Raw genomic sequence first — 16,748 nt, forward strand, 5'->3', positions numbered from 1 at the left:
TCGCAGGTTAAGGCTGATCTCATGAACGCAATTGCAGAACAGACATCAAAATCTAAGGCACCAGCCGCTAACCTGCAGGTTGCGGAAGACATTTTGTCTATCAACAACATCGAAGTCATTTACGACCACGTGGTTCTGGTTCTCAAAGGTGTTTCTTTGACCGTGCCTAAGGGTGGTATTGTTGCTCTGCTGGGTGCGAACGGTGCCGGTAAGACAACGACCCTGAAAGCGATCTCCAACCTGCTGCAAGCAGAACGTGGAGAAGTGACGAAGGGCAATATTGTTTTTCAAGGAAAGCAAGTTCAGGCGCTTTCTCCGAACGAACTGGTTCAGCGTGGATGCATTCAGGTCATGGAAGGCCGTCGCTGTTTTGGTCACCTTTCCATTGAAGACAACTTGATGACGGGTGCTTACACCCGTAAAGATGGTAATGCCGAGATCAAGCGTGATCTGGAAATGGTGTATGACTACTTCCCGCGTTTGCGTGAGCGTCGGGGCTCCCAAGCAGGTTACACCTCTGGTGGTGAGCAGCAGATGTGTGCAGTGGGTCGTGCCTTGATGAGCCGCCCAGACATGATTTTGCTGGATGAGCCAAGCATGGGCCTTGCTCCACAGTTGCAGGAAGAAATCTTTGAGATCGTGAAGAAGCTGAACAAGAATGAAGGTGTGTCCTTCCTTCTTGCTGAGCAGAATACCAACGTTGCGCTTAAGTACGCGACCTATGGGTACATCATGGAAGCTGGCCGTATCGTGCTGGATGGTGATGCTGATTCTTTGCGCGAAAACGAAGACGTGAAAGAGTTCTATCTAGGTGTTGGCGGAGAGGGGCGTAAATCCTTCCGTGATGGCAAACACTACAAACGCCGCAAACGGTGGTTGGCGTAATCTACACTAATTGAGAACTTGCCCCTAAAATAGTGGGGGTGAACTGTCACAGGAAGTCAATGTATCTGGTTTTGAATAATCTGCATGCTGCTTATTGCTGCAAAAGGTATTTTGGAGGACCACATGCATTTTCTTTCTAAAGTGATTGTCGGGGCTGCGCTTTTGAGCGTGGCCTCTGTTTTGCCTGCTGCTTCTCAAGTGAAATTGGACGGTTTCTTTCTTGCAGAGGAAGCCTGTCCAGCATTTCAATCTATTCGTAAGCAGACAAATCCTGGAAACGTTCATGTGGAACGGATGCGTGCCTATGAACTGCTTGGGAAGAACAAGTCGCAAGCATCTCATTACTTCATTCGCATGAATGGCGTAAATCCAGCTGAGCGTTGGGTGGATGTTTCCTGTGGTCTGCATCTGGTTGAAGCTGATGGTAGCGGGCTGAATACTGGCAATGGTTCTGGAGGTTCTGCCGGATCAAATGTGGTTCGCCCTGCTGTCAAAGGGCCTTCGGCAGACGCTGAGTTCCTGCTTGCTGCGAGCTGGCAGCCTGCTTTTTGTCAGACACACCAAAATCTGCCGGAATGTATCAACCAGACCGGTGAGCGCTATGATGCGGACCATTTTGCTCTTCACGGGCTGTGGCCACAGCCGAGGGGGAATTTCTGGTGTGGGGTTACTGAAGCGCAGAAAAACCTGACGGACCGTGAAAATCGTCATCGGTTGAACTCAATCCGCTTAAGCGATCAGACGAGAGCAGAACTGAACAGGGTCATGCCAGGGGCGCAGTCCTATCTGGATCGTTATGAATGGGTCAAACACGGCACTTGTTACAGCGATAGTGCAGAAGAGTATTACGCGGAATCTCTTGATCTTATGGAGCAATTGAACGGTTCAGCTGTCCGTGATCTGTTTGCTGCCAACATCGGTGAGGTTCTGACCACAGCGCAGGTTCGTGCGGCGTTTGATGAAACCTTTGGCGCTGGTGCAGGGAACCGCGTTCAGGTGCGTTGCAAAGGTGGTTTAATTACCGAGCTTTTTATCAATCTGAAGGGCAGGGTTGAGCCAGATACCCCGATGAGTGAGTTACTGTTGGCCGCGAAGCCAGTGAAATCTGATTGTCAGGGCCGCGTTGATCCTGTCGGATTTAACTAGAGTACCTGTCCAATAAATTTGCGGGAGGCTTTCGTCTCCTGCTGGGAAGATGTTTGAGGCCATGGGAGGGCTTCTATGGGAAACCAATATTTTGATGAGTTGGAGATCCGGTCCCCAGAGGAACGAGAAGCTGATTTGATGGCTCGGCTGCCGGGGCAGATCGCCATGGCAAAGAACGAGGCGTCTGGTTGGGCAAAGCATCTGGCAGATGTTGACCCAGCTGAAGTCACGAGCCGTGAAGCTTTGGCTAAGCTCCCTGTTCTCCGAAAGTCGGACCTTCTTGCGGCTCAAGCTGAAGAGCCCCCACTTGGTGGGTTCGCTGCTGGTGACTTTTCTACATACAAACGCATCTTTATGTCTCCGGGACCAATCTGGGAACCGCAGGGATCCGAAGCTGATCCATGGAAATCAGCGCGTGCGTTCCATGCGACTGGAATTCGTCCGGGCGATATCGTTCACAATGCGCTGTCCTATCACATGACACCGGGTGGGTTCATTCTGGATCAGGGCGCACGTGCATATGGCTGTGTGGTGTTTCCTGCTGGTATCGGTAATACGGACATGCAGGTTTCTGCGATCTCGAGCCTGCGCCCGACGGCTTATGCCGGTACTCCGGACTATCTGAAGGTTATTCTGGACCGTGCTGTCGAGTTGGGGGCGGATGTAAGCTCCATTAAGCATGGTCTTGTTTCCGGTGGTGCGCTTTATCCGAGCTTGCGTGAGGAATACGCAAGTCGCGGCGTGAAAGTTCTGCAAGCCTATGCAACGGCTGATCTAGGTATCGTGGCTTATGAAAGTGAAGCCATGGAAGGTCTGATCGCCAACGAAGATTTCATTATTGAAATCGTTCGCCCTGGAACGGGAGAGCCTGTTGCTCCGGGTGAAGTTGGTGAGTTGGTAGTGACGACATTCTCGCCAACCTATCCGCTTATTCGTTTTGCAACGGGAGATTTGTCTGCAGTGCTACCGGGCATTTCGCCGTGCGGTCGTACGAATATGCGCCTGAAAGGGTGGATGGGACGTGCAGACCAACGTACCAAAGTGAAGGGCATGTTTGTTGACCCGGCACAGATTGAGCGTCTGCGCAAAAACGCTGGTGATGAGGCCGGGCGTGCGCGTCTCTCAGTCGTGCGCCAGGGTGAGCAGGACCATATGATCCTGAAGGTCGAGACTGAAGCTGCAAGTGATGATTTCATTGCGGCTTTGAAGAAATCTCTGAGAGAGCACACTGGCCTCAATGGTGATGTGGAGCTGGTTGCCCCCAATACCTTGCCAAACGATGGCAAAGTGATTTCTGACGAACGTGAAGTGACTGCATAGCAGCTCTTGGTTTGATCGATTTTGAGAATGCCAGTTTGCGTTTGTGGGCTGGCATTTTTCTATTTTGGGTAGTTTCACGGTAATAATCAGAAAATCACAGGGTTTGACCTTGGCGCGGGCATTGGGAAACTCTATTTAGCAATTGGATTGGATCTGATGCGCATAGGGGTCTCATGAACCAGAGCACAAGCGGTAACGCAACAAAGCAAGAAAACCACCCTCCGGTCTCCTTTGGGAAAGTGGGTGTGCTTCTTGTAAATCTTGGGACACCAGACGGGACAGATTACTGGTCCATGCGTCGTTATCTGGCAGAGTTTCTCTCAGATCGCCGCGTCATTGAGTGGTCGCGTTTTCTCTGGTTGCCCATTTTGCATGGAATTGTCTTGAGCAAGCGCCCGCAAAAGTCCGGTGAGGCCTACAAAGAGATCTGGAACAACGAGCTGGATGAAAGTCCGTTACGCACCATTACACGGAGCCAATCTGACAAGCTTTCTGAGATGCTTTCGGGTCTGGGTGACAATGTTGTTGTCGATTGGGCTATGCGTTATGGCAATCCATCCATTGCAAGCCGTCTTGATGCGCTGAGGGAAAAGGGTTGCGACCGTATTCTCGTCTTCCCGTTGTATCCGCAATACTCAGCTTCGACGACGGCGACCGTAAACGATGAAGTCTTTCGTTCACTTTTGAAGATGCGCTGGCAGCCGACCATTCGTATTGTGCCGCCTTATCATGATGACGATACTTACATTGACTCGCTTGCTGCTTCGATCAAGAACAAGCTCAGTGAGCTGGATGAAGAACCAGAGATGGTTCTCGCGTCTTTCCACGGCATTCCGCAGAGCTACTTTGATAAGGGCGATCCGTACCACTGCCATTGTCAGAAAACGACTCGCTTGTTGCGTGAGAAGCTTGGGTGGGATGAGACGAAGCTTCAGATCACCTTCCAATCTCGCTTTGGTCCAGAAGAATGGTTACAGCCTTACACGGACAAGACAGTTGAGAAGCTGGCGAAAGATGGTGTGAAACGGATTGCCGTTTTGAATCCGGGCTTTGTAGCTGACTGCCTTGAAACTCTGGAAGAAATCGCTGGTGAAGCAGCAGAGATCTTTGAAGAACATGGAGGGGAGCAGTTTACCCATATTCCATGCCTCAATGATGCTCCTGAAGGTATGGCTGTGCTGGAGAATGTGGTTCGCCGTGAGCTTCAGGGTTGGATCTAGAAGTTAAGTTTTAATTTACTATGTAAAGAAGAGCACTCGTTTCTTTTAGGAAGCGGTGCTCTTTGGCATTTATTCGTGCAGTTTTCTCTGGTTTTAATGGGACAAAGCTACGATAGTTAAGGCAAATTCCTCCAAAGGATTAATAGATATGGATATTTTGACAGGTAGTTCGATTACTGTCCTCATTTTAGTGGCTGTGATCATTTTTGTTGTATTTGCTGGCGCGAAGATGGTTCCTCAAGGCTACAACTACACAGTTGAACGCTTTGGAAAATACCGGAAGACACTGCATCCGGGTCTGAACATCATCATCCCGTTTATTGACCAGATTGGTCATAAATTGAATATGATGGAGCAAGTGCTTGATGTTCCAGCACAGGAAGTGATCACCAAAGACAATGCAACGATTACTGCCGATGGTGTGACTTTCTATCAGGTGTTGAGCGCTTCTCAGGCAGCTTATGAAGTTCTGGGCTTGCAGAATGCGATTCTGAATCTGACCATGACCAACATTCGTAGTGTCATGGGGTCCATGGATCTGGACGAGCTGCTCTCTAATCGTGATGAAATCAATGCTCGTTTGTTGCGTGTCGTTGATGCGGCTTGTGAGCCATGGGGCGTGAAGATCACTCGTATTGAGATCAAGGACATCAACCCTCCGAACGATCTGGTTAATGCGATGGGGCGTCAGATGAAAGCTGAGCGTGAGAAGCGTGCTTCGATTCTGGAAGCTGAGGGTGCCCGGCAGGCCGAGATTGCTAAGGCAGAGGGTGTGAAGCAGTCACTCATTCTGGAAGCGGAAGGCCGCCAGCAAGCTGCTATGCGCGATGCTGAAGCACGTGAGCGTCTGGCACAAGCTGAAGCTAAGGCTACCATGATGGTTTCTGAGGCAATTGCCAAAGGTGACATGGGCGCGATCAACTACTTTGTTGCTAACAAATACGTTGAAGCGTTCGGTGAACTTGCGAAGTCTCCAAACCAGAAAACTCTCATCCTGCCTATGGAAGCAACTGGGATGATCGGAAGCCTTGCTGGTATTGCTGAAATAAGCAAAGAAGTACTGAGGGACAACGAACACCGTCGTTCCAGCCGTATTCCAAACACCGGTAGTTCAGAGGGCTGATCGATATGCTGATTGAGCTGTTCCAAAACAGTATCGAACCTTGGGTTTGGTTTGCCTCCGGGCTTGTTCTTATTGGGCTTGAGTTAGCTGTTCCTGGCTCATTCCTGATCTGGTTTGGGGTAGCGGCTCTCGTTGTTGGCGCTCTGGTTGCATATTTTGATATGGACTGGCGCTGGCAGCTTGTGCTGTGGGGTGTCTTGTCCGTCAGCTTCCTCCTTATTGGTCGTCGTTTGACTGTTAAAGATGATGACAAAGAAAGTGATCCGCATCTCAATAAAAGAGGGAGCCGATATCAAGGACATGTGTTTGTGTTGAAGCAGGCACTCGCTCATGGCAAAGGCACGCTTGAGATTGGTGACTCTATATGGCGTGTAAATGGCCCTGATTTGCCAGCAGGAGCCCATGTGAAAGTCGTTGGCCAAGAAGGCACAACGCTCATCGTGAAAGCAGCTTCAGAAGGCGAAGAGGCCTAAGGCCTATTGATATGGATTGAAATCTGGTGGCAGCGGCGGTTCTTCTGCCATCAGTAGAATTGAGATACGGCGATTTGCTGCAAGATATGGGTCATTCGGGAAGAGAGGCTCAGAATCAGCTTTTCCCACTACAGAGTGAATGTTGTTAGAAGGCAGGCCATATTCGGATAGGATCTGCCGCGCTGTGTTTGCGCGATCTGCTGAGAGCTCCCAGCCAGTTTCACTTGGAGCGGTGATGAGCTGTCCTGTCGTCGTGTGTCCGGTAATGCGGACACGGTTTGGCATTTTTGCCAGAACAGGCGCCATTTTAGCGAGTAGCTGCCTTGTTATCTCATAAGGGTACTTTGACCCTTCCGGATACATTGAACGGCCTTCCTGATCCACGATCAGGATGTTAAGGCCTTCATCGGTTTCTTCAAGAATGATGTTGTTGGAGATCTCTGTGATCTCAGGCATTTCCTGAAAAGCCTGCCGGAGCGAAACAACTGCAGTTGCAAACTGTCTCGGCTTCTCGATGTCTGCCTTTTTGGTGGTGTGAGTGTTTGCTTCCGGGCCTTGTTTCCGTTTTTCCGGATGGCTTTCAGTCGCAAAATCAGCGTCTGTAATCTGCTTCTCGTAGGTGATGTCTTTCATAAAGTCGCGTAGTGGCACGCCTTCGATTTCAAGAACGCCTGCGCGTTTGGTCACCTGTTTGATGCCGAATGCGTCTTTGATAGAACCTGCAACGACTTGAAGTTTCTGCTTGTCCTGTACGGAAAACGAGATAATCAAAACAAAGAAGCACACAAGAAGAGACATCAAGTCAGCAAACGTAAGCATCCATGCGGGTGCGCCTGCGGGAGCTGATTTTTTTCTGCCTGCCATTGTGTTTCTCCCTTGCCCGAAGGACTAAGCTGCCGCTTCGATCATATCGCTGCGGCCTTTTTCTGGGATGTAAGCGAGCAACATTTCGCGGATCAGCGATGGGCTTTTGCTTTCACGAATCTGCAAAACGCCGTCGATGACGAGGGTTTGATTTAGCTCTTCCTGCTCAAATTTGGAGTCCAGTTTATCGGCAACCGGGATGCACACAACGTTTGCGATGAGTGAGCCGTACAGCGTTGTCAGAAGCGCAATTGCCATGGAGGGGCCGATTGTGGATGGATCATCCATAGTCGCTAGCATCTGTACCAGACCGACAAGTGTCCCGATCATGCCAAAGGCAGGAGCTGAGTCGCCAAGCGCGCGGTATACGCGAGCGCCTTCATTCAAGCGGGTCAGGTAGAGGTCTCGCTCTTTCTCCATGGAGTCGCGAATGAGATTGTAGTCGTAACCATCAGCCACATATTGCATACCTTTGGCGAGGGTCGGTTCCTCAATCTCGACATTCTCCAGACCGAGTGGGCCTTCCTTACGAGCCGTTTCTGCAAGATGAGCGATATTCTCGACAAGCTCGCGAGGCTCGATCTTCTTATGGGTGAAAGCGAGTTTTGCTCCCATACCAAAAGCACTGAGCAACCCATTTAGAGGGAATCTCACGAGTGTGGCTGCGAGACCGCCACCAACCACGATCAAGATGGAAGGAAGGTCAACGAACTGACTGAAGCTTCCACCCAGAAAGATAGCTATCAGCACAGTTACGCAAGCAGCGATAACGCCGATTATCGTGGCTAGATCCATTTAGCTTACCCGAATGTGCGCCTTTGATGAGGCAATTTAACTAGTGTTAATTTGGGGTATTAAGGCTAACCAAATCCTAATAAATGGGAAAAATAGGGTGGGGCTGTTGGAAGATGTGAACCAACGATGGCCTTGAGAAACAAAATGCCCGAGGATGAGGACCTCTCGGGCATTGAAGAGTTTGTTCTAAGAACGAATCAGGCCGCGCCGATTTTCAGAAGATCGAGTGTGCGTATGATGCCAACCGGCTTGCCATTACTGACAATGAAGAGTGAGCTGATCTTGAGAGAATTCATTATTTCCAACGCGGATGGCGCCAAGAGTGTTTCTTCGATCGTTTTTGGGTTGTGCGTCATGACATCCTCGACCTTCTTATCCAGAAAGTCCGGGCTGATATGGCGGCGTAAGTCACCATCCGTGATGATGCCAATGAGTACTCCGTCATTATTGGTGATGCCAAGAACGCCAAACCCTTTTTGGGTCATCAAGACGAGAGCCTCTTTCATGAGCATACCATTTTGAGCGACCGGTAAATGGTCACCCGTGTGCATGACATCTTTTACATGCATCAGGCTTGCACCTAGTTTGCCACCAGGATGGTAGACCTTAAAGTCTTGAGCTGTAAAACCTTTTGCTTCCAACAATGCAATTGCAAGCGCATCGCCTAGTGCCAGCTGAATCAAGGTGCTGGATGTTGGAGCTAATCCATGAGGACAGGCTTCTGGTACTTTAGGCAATGTCAGGCAGATATCAGAGGCTTGACCGAGTGCGCTAGCTGCGTTGCGGGTGAGAGCAATCAACGGAACCTTAAAGCGGCGTGTGAAGCCGAGCAGACTTGCAAGTTCCTGGGTTTCGCCAGACCAAGACAAGGCAATGACCACATCATCTTCGGTGATCATGCCAAGATCACCGTGGCTTGCTTCACTTGCATGTACGAAGAAAGCGGGTGTTCCCGTGGACGCTAACGTTGCAGCCAGTTTGGTACCAATGATCCCGCTCTTGCCAATACCAGAGACGATTACGCGGCCTTTTGAATGAGCGATTGTCTCTACCGCTTTCGTGAAAGGTTCTGCCAAACCGTTGGAAAGACTTGCCTGTAACGCGTTGAGCGCAGCAATCTCAGTTTCAATCGTCTTTGCAGCGGAGTGTATCCACTCATCAGCCGGGCGCAGAGGACGGTCTTCATGCGTTAGAAATGATGGCATATGCATTTGGCACTACTTCTTAGCTTTGCTCTCAGGAGCACAATGACGCTTTTGCAGCAAGATTCCTGCACTAAATAAGAGTGCATTGTGAACACTCTGGGGCAAGACTTGGTTTCCCCTCTACCAAATCTGAATGGATAAAACAATCAGAGGTAGAGAGTCTCTTTGCAAGGAAACGTTAACCATGTTCGGCGAGTGTGGGGCTTGTTGAATTTCCTTCATTTGAAGGTGGATTGCTGGAATATTTTATGTGGTTGCGCCCAGACGTTTTGAAGAGCATTCAAAGCAGGTCAATTTTGGCCTGTGTTTTGATGCTGGGCGCATTTCCGTGGTGCTATGCTGTTGCGCAAACCAGTGATCTGGAGTTCAGGGATAGCCTCGCTTTTGAGAATGATCCGAGTGCGGATTTTGAAAATCCCTCAGAAACGGATGCAGCGCCCTTTGAACAATTGATTGAAGAAGGGCGACCACGCACCGCAACTCAGCCTCCCGTTTCTACTGTTAGCCAGCAACTCACTGGTGCTAGTCGCAGTAGTAGGGCGGCCAAGTTTTCGGAGAGAGTCGCAGCTGCCTCGCGTCTTTCACGACCGCTTGGTGGAGGCGGGAATGCTGATGAAGGTATCTTTGATGGTGAGACTATTCAGGATCGACCTGTTGGCATTCAACTGGGATCATTGCGACTGACACCATCGTTTGATGCCGGGCTTGGTTGGACCGACAATGCTGAGCAAGCAAATGGCGGTACACCAGATGGGTTTTATGAAGTTGATGCGGCAGTTGGTGTGGTTTCTAATTGGGAGCGGCACGGACTCGGGTTGGAGCTTCGAGGTAGCCTTCGCGCTTTCTTTAGTGAACCTGACAATAACCAGCCTGTTGTCACCGGTCGTGGGAATGTGCGTCTTGATCTGAGTGACCTGACAACTGCCAATATTGATGGTGTTTACTCATTTTCGAGAGAGGAGCGGTCCTCTGCTGAGAATGAGGCGTCGACCGGGCGTACCAATTCTGTGCAGGAAATTGGTGGCAGATTCTCACTCAGTAGGCAAGTTTCATTGGTTCAGCTGCGTGGCGGCATTGGTGTAGACCGTACGGTTTACGGCGGGCAAATGAGCAGTTCGCAGCCTCGCGATAATACTGTGTTTGATGTCACTCTGCGTACATCATTTGATAATGGAGCTGCATTTGAACCTTACTTGGAAGGTGGATTTCTAGTCCGAAAATACGATCAAGATTGTAGTGGTGATCCATCCTGCTTCGACAGAACATCGCGCGGCTACTTTGTAAGATCTGGTGTTCGTGTTGATCGTGGGCCTAAGCTTCGGGGGCAGTTTGGGGTTGGTTATCGGGCTGAGTATCTGGATGACAATCGCCTTGACGCTTTGCAGGGGCTGATTTTTGATGGAGCTTTTGTTTGGTCTCCTACACGCCTGGATACCGTGACTGTTAGTGGAGCAACCAGCTTTAGCGGTACGAATATCAGTGGAGCTTCTGGTTCAATTCTTTATGCGGGTGATGTTCGGTATGCGCATCAGTTTACTCAGGATCTGGTTGGTGATGTCCAATTTGGCTACACTTACAGGACGTATCAAGGGGTAGATATTGTTGAGCAGGAGGGAACTGGATCCTTCGGCTTGGTGTGGGCTTTCTCCAAGGATGCAGCTCTGCTTTCTCGCTATACGTTCCGTGCGTTTGAGAGCTCCTCGCCAAATAGCAACTACACGAGCAGCCTCATTGAAGCTGGCCTTCGGATAAGACGCTGAATTCTTGAAGTGTTTCAGAGTGCGTTAATTTTTCAAAGACGCATCTAGTAAGAATTGACAAGCTTAAAAAGGGGTTTTGATTAAAAACGGCCTTTTTTTTACCATGGTTGACAGTCATGGCAGTAATGCCTCCGAGGGCTAAGCAAAAAGACTGCGCAAAGTGCGCCTAACAAACTCCCATTCGGGTGACCGGAGAAAGCAGTATGCGATTTTCTTCTTTGCCAGCTGTCTTGTGCGCTGGGTTTCTATTTTTCAGTAACTCCTACGCCTTTGCTCAGGGGGGTGATTTTCAAAAATGGATTGCAAGCTATAAGCGGACGGCTGTAGCTCAAGGCGTTAATGCTCAACTATACGACCGTGTCTTCAAGGGGATGACACCTGATCCGCGAATTAAGAAGAGTGCAGAGAACCAGCCTGAGTTTACGCGTGCTATCTGGCAGTATCTGGATAGTGCAGTCTCAGAAGACCGCGTGCTTCATGGACGCCGTATGGTGGATGAATGGTCTGGCTGGCTTGATAGGATTGAGGCTAAATATGGCGTGAACCGCCATGTTGTGCTGGCGATTTGGGGAATGGAAAGTTCGTATGGGCGTATTCTCGACAATACATCGATTGTTCGTTCAACGCCCCGTGCTCTAGCTACACTGGCCTATAATGGTGGTCGTCGCGGAAAGTATGCGCGCAAACAGCTTATTGCTGCTCTTAAGATCCTTCAAAATGGTGATGTTTCGCCTGCGCAGATGCGGGGGTCCTGGGCGGGTGCCATGGGACATACCCAATTCATTCCAACAACTTACCAAGCTTATGCGGTCGATATTACAGGCGATGGTAAAAGGGATATCTGGAATAGCATTCCTGATGCATTGGCTTCAACGGCAGCCTATCTCAATAAGATGGGTTGGCAGTCCGGGCAGACCTGGGGCTATGAAGTTACTCTGCCGAAAAACTTTAATTACCGCTTGAGCAACCAACGTAAGCAGCAATCTGTTGCTAATTGGGGCAAACTTGGTGTGAAGCGAGCAAATGGCTCGAAGTTCCCACGTGGAGCTGACATGGCGCGGCTTTATACACCTGCGGGAGCTAATGGCCCTGCGTTCCTGTTGCTCAAAAACTTCTACGTGATCAAACGCTACAACAACTCTAGTGCTTATGCGCTTGGGGTTGGGCACCTTTCTGATCGTTTACTCGGGCTTTCTGGTTTTGCTGTGGAATGGCCGCGCGGCGATCGCCCTTTGACATTTAGCGAGAAAAAAGCGTTGCAGAAGGGGCTTTCCGATAAGGGGTATAAACCTGGAGCTGTAGATGGAAAGATTGGCCAAAGAACTCGTCAGGCTATTCAGGCTTATCAAAAAGCATCGGGACTGGTTCCAGATGGTCACGATTCAATAAAGCTTCTTAATAGGTTGCAAGGTAGAACATAATCGGGTTTCCTAATGGCAGGAAACCAATGCTGGTGGTTGGTTCCTGTTGGAGACTCGCGATTATGCAACGATCCTTTTTGTCCTTTGCGTTTGTGGCACTGATAAGCCTTTGCTTTGTCAGTGTTTCTGTTATTCCCGTTGAGGTTGCAGCTCAGGTGCGAACCAACAGCACAGGCGCCCCTAAAAAAGGCAACAAGTCATTCTTTGGCTGGTTGTTTGGTGGGGGGAATAAAAGAATTGAGCAGGCGAATCCTACCAGGAAGAAGCGACGCAGAAGCACAACGCGCAAAAAACGTAGTGCTGGCGTTGCCGCAGTGAATACTCCCAAGATCGTTGAAAAAGAAAAGAGTAAGGACGCTAAGGTCCTTCTGGTCATTGGCGATAATCTGGCGATGGGATTAGCTGATGGTTTGAAGGCCGTGTATGCTGAAACGCCTTCGATTAAGGTCAAGAAGCTTGTCTATCCCCGAACTGGCCTTGTTGCAGATAAAAAGCCGGACTGGCCGGAAGATGTGACAGCTGTGTTGAAGAGTGAAGACGTAGGTCTTGTGGTGGTTTCTCTGGGCGCGCGCGATAACCGGAATATCAAGGTTGTTGGACAAGGCGTTATTGATGGGCAGCTTGCCAACTACGCTGAAGAACTGCAGTTTCAAGGGGAAGAGTGGAAGAAAGAATACCGCTTCAGGACAGCGTCCTTGGTTGCAGCCGTCCGGAATGAGCAATTGCCTCTGATTTGGGTGGGGCTTGCTCCGGCTGAAGAGTATCTGACGAGTGCTAACTTCAGCTATCTCAATGATTTGTTCAAAGAGCAAGTTGAACCAGCTGGAGGTATCTTCGTTGATATTTGGGCTGCCTTCCAAAGTGAGGAGGGAGAGTATACGCCTCATGGACCAGATATTACCGGTAAGCGCCGCCGATTGAGGGCGACGGACGGGGTCTACTTTACCTGGGCTGGATACCGGAAAGTTGCTTACTTTGTGGAGCGAGAAATCGCGCGCATATTTGGTAGTGCGACGGCCTTCATTTTTGAAGGTGTGAAAGATGATCCGAACTTTATTGTTCTGACTGGACGCTTAACTTCTCCCGAAACCAAGCTTATCGGACCTGACGATAAAGGCGGGAAAGCTGCAGCGGGGAGTGATCTGTTCAAACTGACTGTCTCTGGAGAAGCATTGCCAGAGGTTTCTGGTCGTGCTGACGACACGCGTTGGACCGGATTTTAATATTTGAAGTATTCTTTGCCAGTTATGCCTTGAATATTGGCTGAGATTCAGAAATGTCTGCAGAAAATTAAATTTTATCGCTGTTTTTTCGAAAATGTATGCAATTCATAGCCTCATGGTAGTGTTCTGTTTACATACATGGGTAACATTACTCACATTAAACTTATGGGTGAAGTGGGGCTATTGATGGTTACCCAACCGCATGTTTTTAAGCTATCGATGGTGGGCAAGTTTGTCTTGGTCGTATTTCTGGCCATGTCAATCATGTCACTCGGTACGCTATTTTCCTTTGTTACAATATACGATGTGTTGACGTCTGCTCTGGGAGATGAGGCTTTAAGGTCGCAGCTTATGTCTGATCATGGTCAAAGCGCGCTGGAGACGCTGCTTGTCGACAATCTTATGTACATTGTGATGGTCTGTGCACCTGTAGGGGCTCTGTTCTTTGTTGTGGCTGTTGTCATTGCAAGGGGCATGAGAAACAACATGGCTGCGTTGCAACGTGGTCTGGACGCGCTGGCTAAAGGCGCGTTGGATACTGAGATCAAGTGCATAGAGCGGGGGGATGAGATTGGTGCAATTGCTCGTTCTATTGCCCAGTTCCGTGTTGTGCTGAAAGATAAAGCTGAAGCTGATGCAAAAGCCAAGATACAGCAGGAGCTGGAACTTGCAGATGCACGCAAGCATGCCTTAGCCAGCGTTGCACAGGAGTTTGAGGCTTCAGTTGGTCATGTGGTGCATGATTTGCTGGAGATCAGTCAGGCCGTGGAGACACGCTCCAGAGAGCTGGATGCAAGTGTGCAAGGTGCCCACAGTGCCATGACATCTTCCAGTGATGTGGCGCAAACCACGCAAACCTCCGTGAAAGCATTGGCTGAAGCGGCAGAAGGTGTGTCGCGTTCTTCGGGGATGATTGGCGATAACACTACACAGGCTGCCCGCTTTGCGCAGGATGCAGCAGTGCATGCGCATAAGACCAATGAGATTGTTGGGCGTTTGGCGGAAAGTGGGAAGGCGATTGGTGAGGTGATCGAGCTGATTGATCAAATTGCTGACCAGACCAACCTATTGGCGCTGAATGCGACAATTGAAGCGGCGCGTGCTGGGGAAGCTGGGCGTGGCTTTGCTGTGGTCGCAAGTGAGGTGAAAAACCTTGCTGGTCAAACCTCCAAAGCGACTGAGGAGATTTCTACGCAGGTTGAGTCGGTGCAGAAGGTTGCTGAGCAAGCTGTGATAGCAATCCGTTCAATCGGTGAGACGATTGAACAGATCAACTCCTTGTCGACTGGCATTAATGAAGCTGTTGGTGATCAGAAGCAGGCAACTGAAAATATTTCCCGAGATCTGAATAGCGCGCACTTGAATGTGTCACAGGTCGCGACAGACATGCTGGATCTGGACAGTGAGTTTCAGGGAACAAAAGATGCTTCGAATGATCTGCATCAGGCTGCTGGAAAATTGGGTCATCTCTCCGAGAACTTGCGGGCTGAAGTTGCCAGTTTCCTTGAGAACGTGAAAGCTGCCTAAGCAGCTTTCAACTCCTAAGGGAGAAGCGATCAAACAGTGAAAATTAGAGATTGCGTCGTGAGTTGTTATAGAAATCAGGCTACTTTTTGAATCTTCTAATTAAAGGTTCTGAGTTCTATACAGAAGCTCCAGATGTGAGATGAAAATTAAGTATCACTCAAAAAAAGAAGGGGGGCTTTTGCCGCTAATCGTGCAAACTGACACGAGCAGGGTAATGTTTGCCGGAGGAAGTGTTCAAAAACGCACCAGTCCTCAGAGTGACACTTTATTTTCATCCAACAGTTGAGGTGCGCTACACTCAGGTCTTCCTGTTTGGAGACCTTTTTTTTCGTTTAAACACAACGCCCTGACAAGCATCGAATGCTCTCTCATCGATTGTAGTAATTACGCTGGCTGTAGTCCGCTGCGCCAAAGTGTGCCTTCGTGACGTTCAAGGCTCTGGAAGACATGGAGAAAGACGGAATCAAAATGGCCTGAGACATGTTCGAGAGTTCAAAGACTCGGTGTGTCGCTCGGACCGCATTTCCGCCATAACCGCTGATGTAACAAGGGAATCTTCCATGCCTGTGAATTCTCGAACATTCTGCGGCGGCTTCCGTTGGTAGTTGCACGAGGTAGATTACCGCTCCACTGTGAAATGAAGTTCTAACCCATAATGCCTACACGACGAAGGAGCCGTGGATGTTTCCTGTACCGTTGGACGCTGTAATATTTGATATGGATGGCTTGCTGTTAGAGACTGAAAGGCTTTATCGGTCGGCCATCTTCGGTGCATGCGAGGACCTTGGTCATAACATGCATGATATTCTTCATCTCAGCTTGATCGGCTCTCCCAAAGAAATAGGGGACGCGAAGCTGAAGGCGCACTTTGGTGATGAATTTGCGATCGATAAATACCATGAAAAATGTCGGGATCGGTTTCGCGTCTTGTGCGCGAAGAATATTCCATTGCGCCCGGGTGCAAGCGAAATACTTGATTGGTTGAAGGAGTTTAACATTCCGAGAGCCGTAGCCACCTCCACCCCTCGAGCGCTGGCTCTAGATCATCTGGACAAAGCGGGGATCATTGATCGAATTGATGCTGTCGTAACCCGAACGGATGTCGAATTCGGCAAGCCGCATCCTGAGACTTTCTTAAAGGCTGCTGCTGCAGTGGGCGGCCGACCTTCACAATGCCTTGCTTTGGAGGATTCCCATACCGGTATCCGTGCGGCTACCGCCGCAGGCATGGTCACGGTCATGGTGCCAGATTTATTGAAGCCAACGGAGGAAATCCGATGTCTGGGCATTTCTGTCGTTGAGGGCCTTGATTGCTTGCTTTCAGAATTGCGGTCCAGTGTTGGTCTGTCTGAGCGGCATTGCCATCTATGAACTCGCCCCGGATTTGTGGGAGTTTAAATTTTGTCCTGGAAATGTTGGGTGATTTATAAAGGGCATTTTCCAAAAACTTATCCCCCTCGCGCAAATATGCCCTCATACTAATTCTATGCCCACGTGACGGGCTGCTGGCGGACCGTCCGTCGGTGTGTCGTGGGCTGGGTGGGGCTTTTGTGAGGGGTAACGCATCTTGCAAAGGTTCGGTGGAACCGATTTTCAGGCGTGACTGCATGGTCTGAGAGGAAGGACCCAAGCCTGAAGGGCATCACGCAGTGGCATTTGCTGGTCAGAGCGGTAGATGTCAGAGGCAATGGACCTGTTTGGATGCGGAAACTTATCCGAGCAAAGCCGTTGTCTTTTCGGGAAACCGGCTATCGTGTCTTTCAGGATAAGAGGCGATGTTGTCCAT

General features: G+C 49.8%; 15 protein-coding genes. 11 read left to right on the top strand and 4 right to left on the bottom strand.

The features are described 5' to 3' along the window. Positions 1–21 precede the first annotated feature (21 nt). From PsWM33_RS16940 to PsWM33_RS16965, 6 genes are all read left to right on the top strand, one after another. Positions 22–885 (top strand): ABC transporter ATP-binding protein, encoded by an 864-nt coding sequence (locus PsWM33_RS16940; protein ID WP_063300987.1) that lies wholly within the window; start codon positions 22–24, stop codon positions 883–885. Between the two features lie 123 nt (positions 886–1,008). Beyond that, on the top strand, positions 1,009–2,031 hold the full coding sequence (locus PsWM33_RS16945) for a ribonuclease T2 family protein (protein WP_208994598.1): 1,023 nt from the start codon (positions 1,009–1,011) through the stop codon (positions 2,029–2,031). Between the two features lie 75 nt (positions 2,032–2,106). Then, a complete protein-coding gene (locus tag PsWM33_RS16950; RefSeq protein ID WP_063300989.1) occupies positions 2,107–3,351 on the top strand; it encodes a phenylacetate--CoA ligase family protein in 1,245 nt (414 codons plus the stop codon). Between the two features lie 173 nt (positions 3,352–3,524). Then, positions 3,525–4,571: a ferrochelatase gene (hemH, locus tag PsWM33_RS16955; protein ID WP_063291077.1), complete on the top strand. Its 1,047-nt coding sequence runs from the start codon at positions 3,525–3,527 to the stop codon at positions 4,569–4,571. A gap of 148 nt (positions 4,572–4,719) precedes the next feature. Beyond that, positions 4,720–5,694, top strand: a complete 975-nt coding sequence (locus PsWM33_RS16960) for an SPFH domain-containing protein (protein WP_057461832.1) — start codon at positions 4,720–4,722, stop codon at positions 5,692–5,694. Between the two features lie 5 nt (positions 5,695–5,699). Further along, positions 5,700–6,167 carry an NfeD family protein gene (locus tag PsWM33_RS16965; protein WP_063300990.1) on the top strand — a complete coding sequence of 156 codons (468 nt, stop codon included), beginning with the start codon at positions 5,700–5,702 and terminating at the stop codon, positions 6,165–6,167. A 3-nt stretch (positions 6,168–6,170) separates the two neighbouring features. Here PsWM33_RS16965 and PsWM33_RS16970 read toward each other — a convergent pair whose 3' ends face one another. The 3 genes from PsWM33_RS16970 to PsWM33_RS16980 form a co-directional block, all read right to left on the bottom strand. Further along, entirely contained in the window at positions 6,171–7,031 is an 861-nt protein-coding gene (locus tag PsWM33_RS16970; RefSeq protein ID WP_057461830.1) for an OmpA/MotB family protein, read from the bottom strand. Between the two features lie 24 nt (positions 7,032–7,055). Beyond that, on the bottom strand, positions 7,056–7,826 hold the full coding sequence (locus PsWM33_RS16975; protein WP_008551696.1) for a motility protein A: 771 nt from the start codon (positions 7,824–7,826) through the stop codon (positions 7,056–7,058). A gap of 197 nt (positions 7,827–8,023) precedes the next feature. Next, the gene (locus PsWM33_RS16980; protein ID WP_063300991.1) at positions 8,024–9,037 is read right to left on the bottom strand and encodes a KpsF/GutQ family sugar-phosphate isomerase; all 1,014 of its coding nucleotides are present in this window, start codon (positions 9,035–9,037) and stop codon (positions 8,024–8,026) included. A gap of 242 nt (positions 9,038–9,279) precedes the next feature. Between PsWM33_RS16980 and PsWM33_RS16985 the strand changes: the two genes are divergently transcribed. The 5 genes from PsWM33_RS16985 (at position 9,280) to PsWM33_RS17005 (ending at position 16,333) form a co-directional block, all read left to right on the top strand. Then, entirely contained in the window at positions 9,280–10,791 is a 1,512-nt protein-coding gene (locus PsWM33_RS16985) for an outer membrane beta-barrel protein (RefSeq protein WP_208994599.1), read from the top strand. Between the two features lie 203 nt (positions 10,792–10,994). Further along, a complete protein-coding gene (locus tag PsWM33_RS16990; protein ID WP_063300993.1) occupies positions 10,995–12,212 on the top strand; it encodes a lytic murein transglycosylase in 1,218 nt (405 codons plus the stop codon). 62 nt (positions 12,213–12,274) lie between these two features. Further along, positions 12,275–13,435: an SGNH/GDSL hydrolase family protein gene (locus PsWM33_RS16995; RefSeq protein WP_208989204.1), complete on the top strand. Its 1,161-nt coding sequence runs from the start codon at positions 12,275–12,277 to the stop codon at positions 13,433–13,435. A 351-nt stretch (positions 13,436–13,786) separates the two neighbouring features. Further along, positions 13,787–14,962 (top strand): methyl-accepting chemotaxis protein, encoded by a 1,176-nt coding sequence (locus tag PsWM33_RS17000; protein WP_208994600.1) that lies wholly within the window; start codon positions 13,787–13,789, stop codon positions 14,960–14,962. A gap of 681 nt (positions 14,963–15,643) precedes the next feature. Then, positions 15,644–16,333: an HAD family hydrolase gene (locus PsWM33_RS17005; RefSeq protein ID WP_063300995.1), complete on the top strand. Its 690-nt coding sequence runs from the start codon at positions 15,644–15,646 to the stop codon at positions 16,331–16,333. Between the two features lie 222 nt (positions 16,334–16,555). Here the strand turns inward: PsWM33_RS17005 and PsWM33_RS27720 are convergent. Next, positions 16,556–16,748, bottom strand: a 193-nt coding sequence (locus PsWM33_RS27720; protein WP_206599008.1) for a hypothetical protein, incomplete at its 5' end; no start/stop codon positions are given.

It is taken from the genome of Pseudovibrio sp. WM33 (assembly GCF_001623165.1).
GTDB lineage: Bacteria > Pseudomonadota > Alphaproteobacteria > Rhizobiales > Stappiaceae > Pseudovibrio.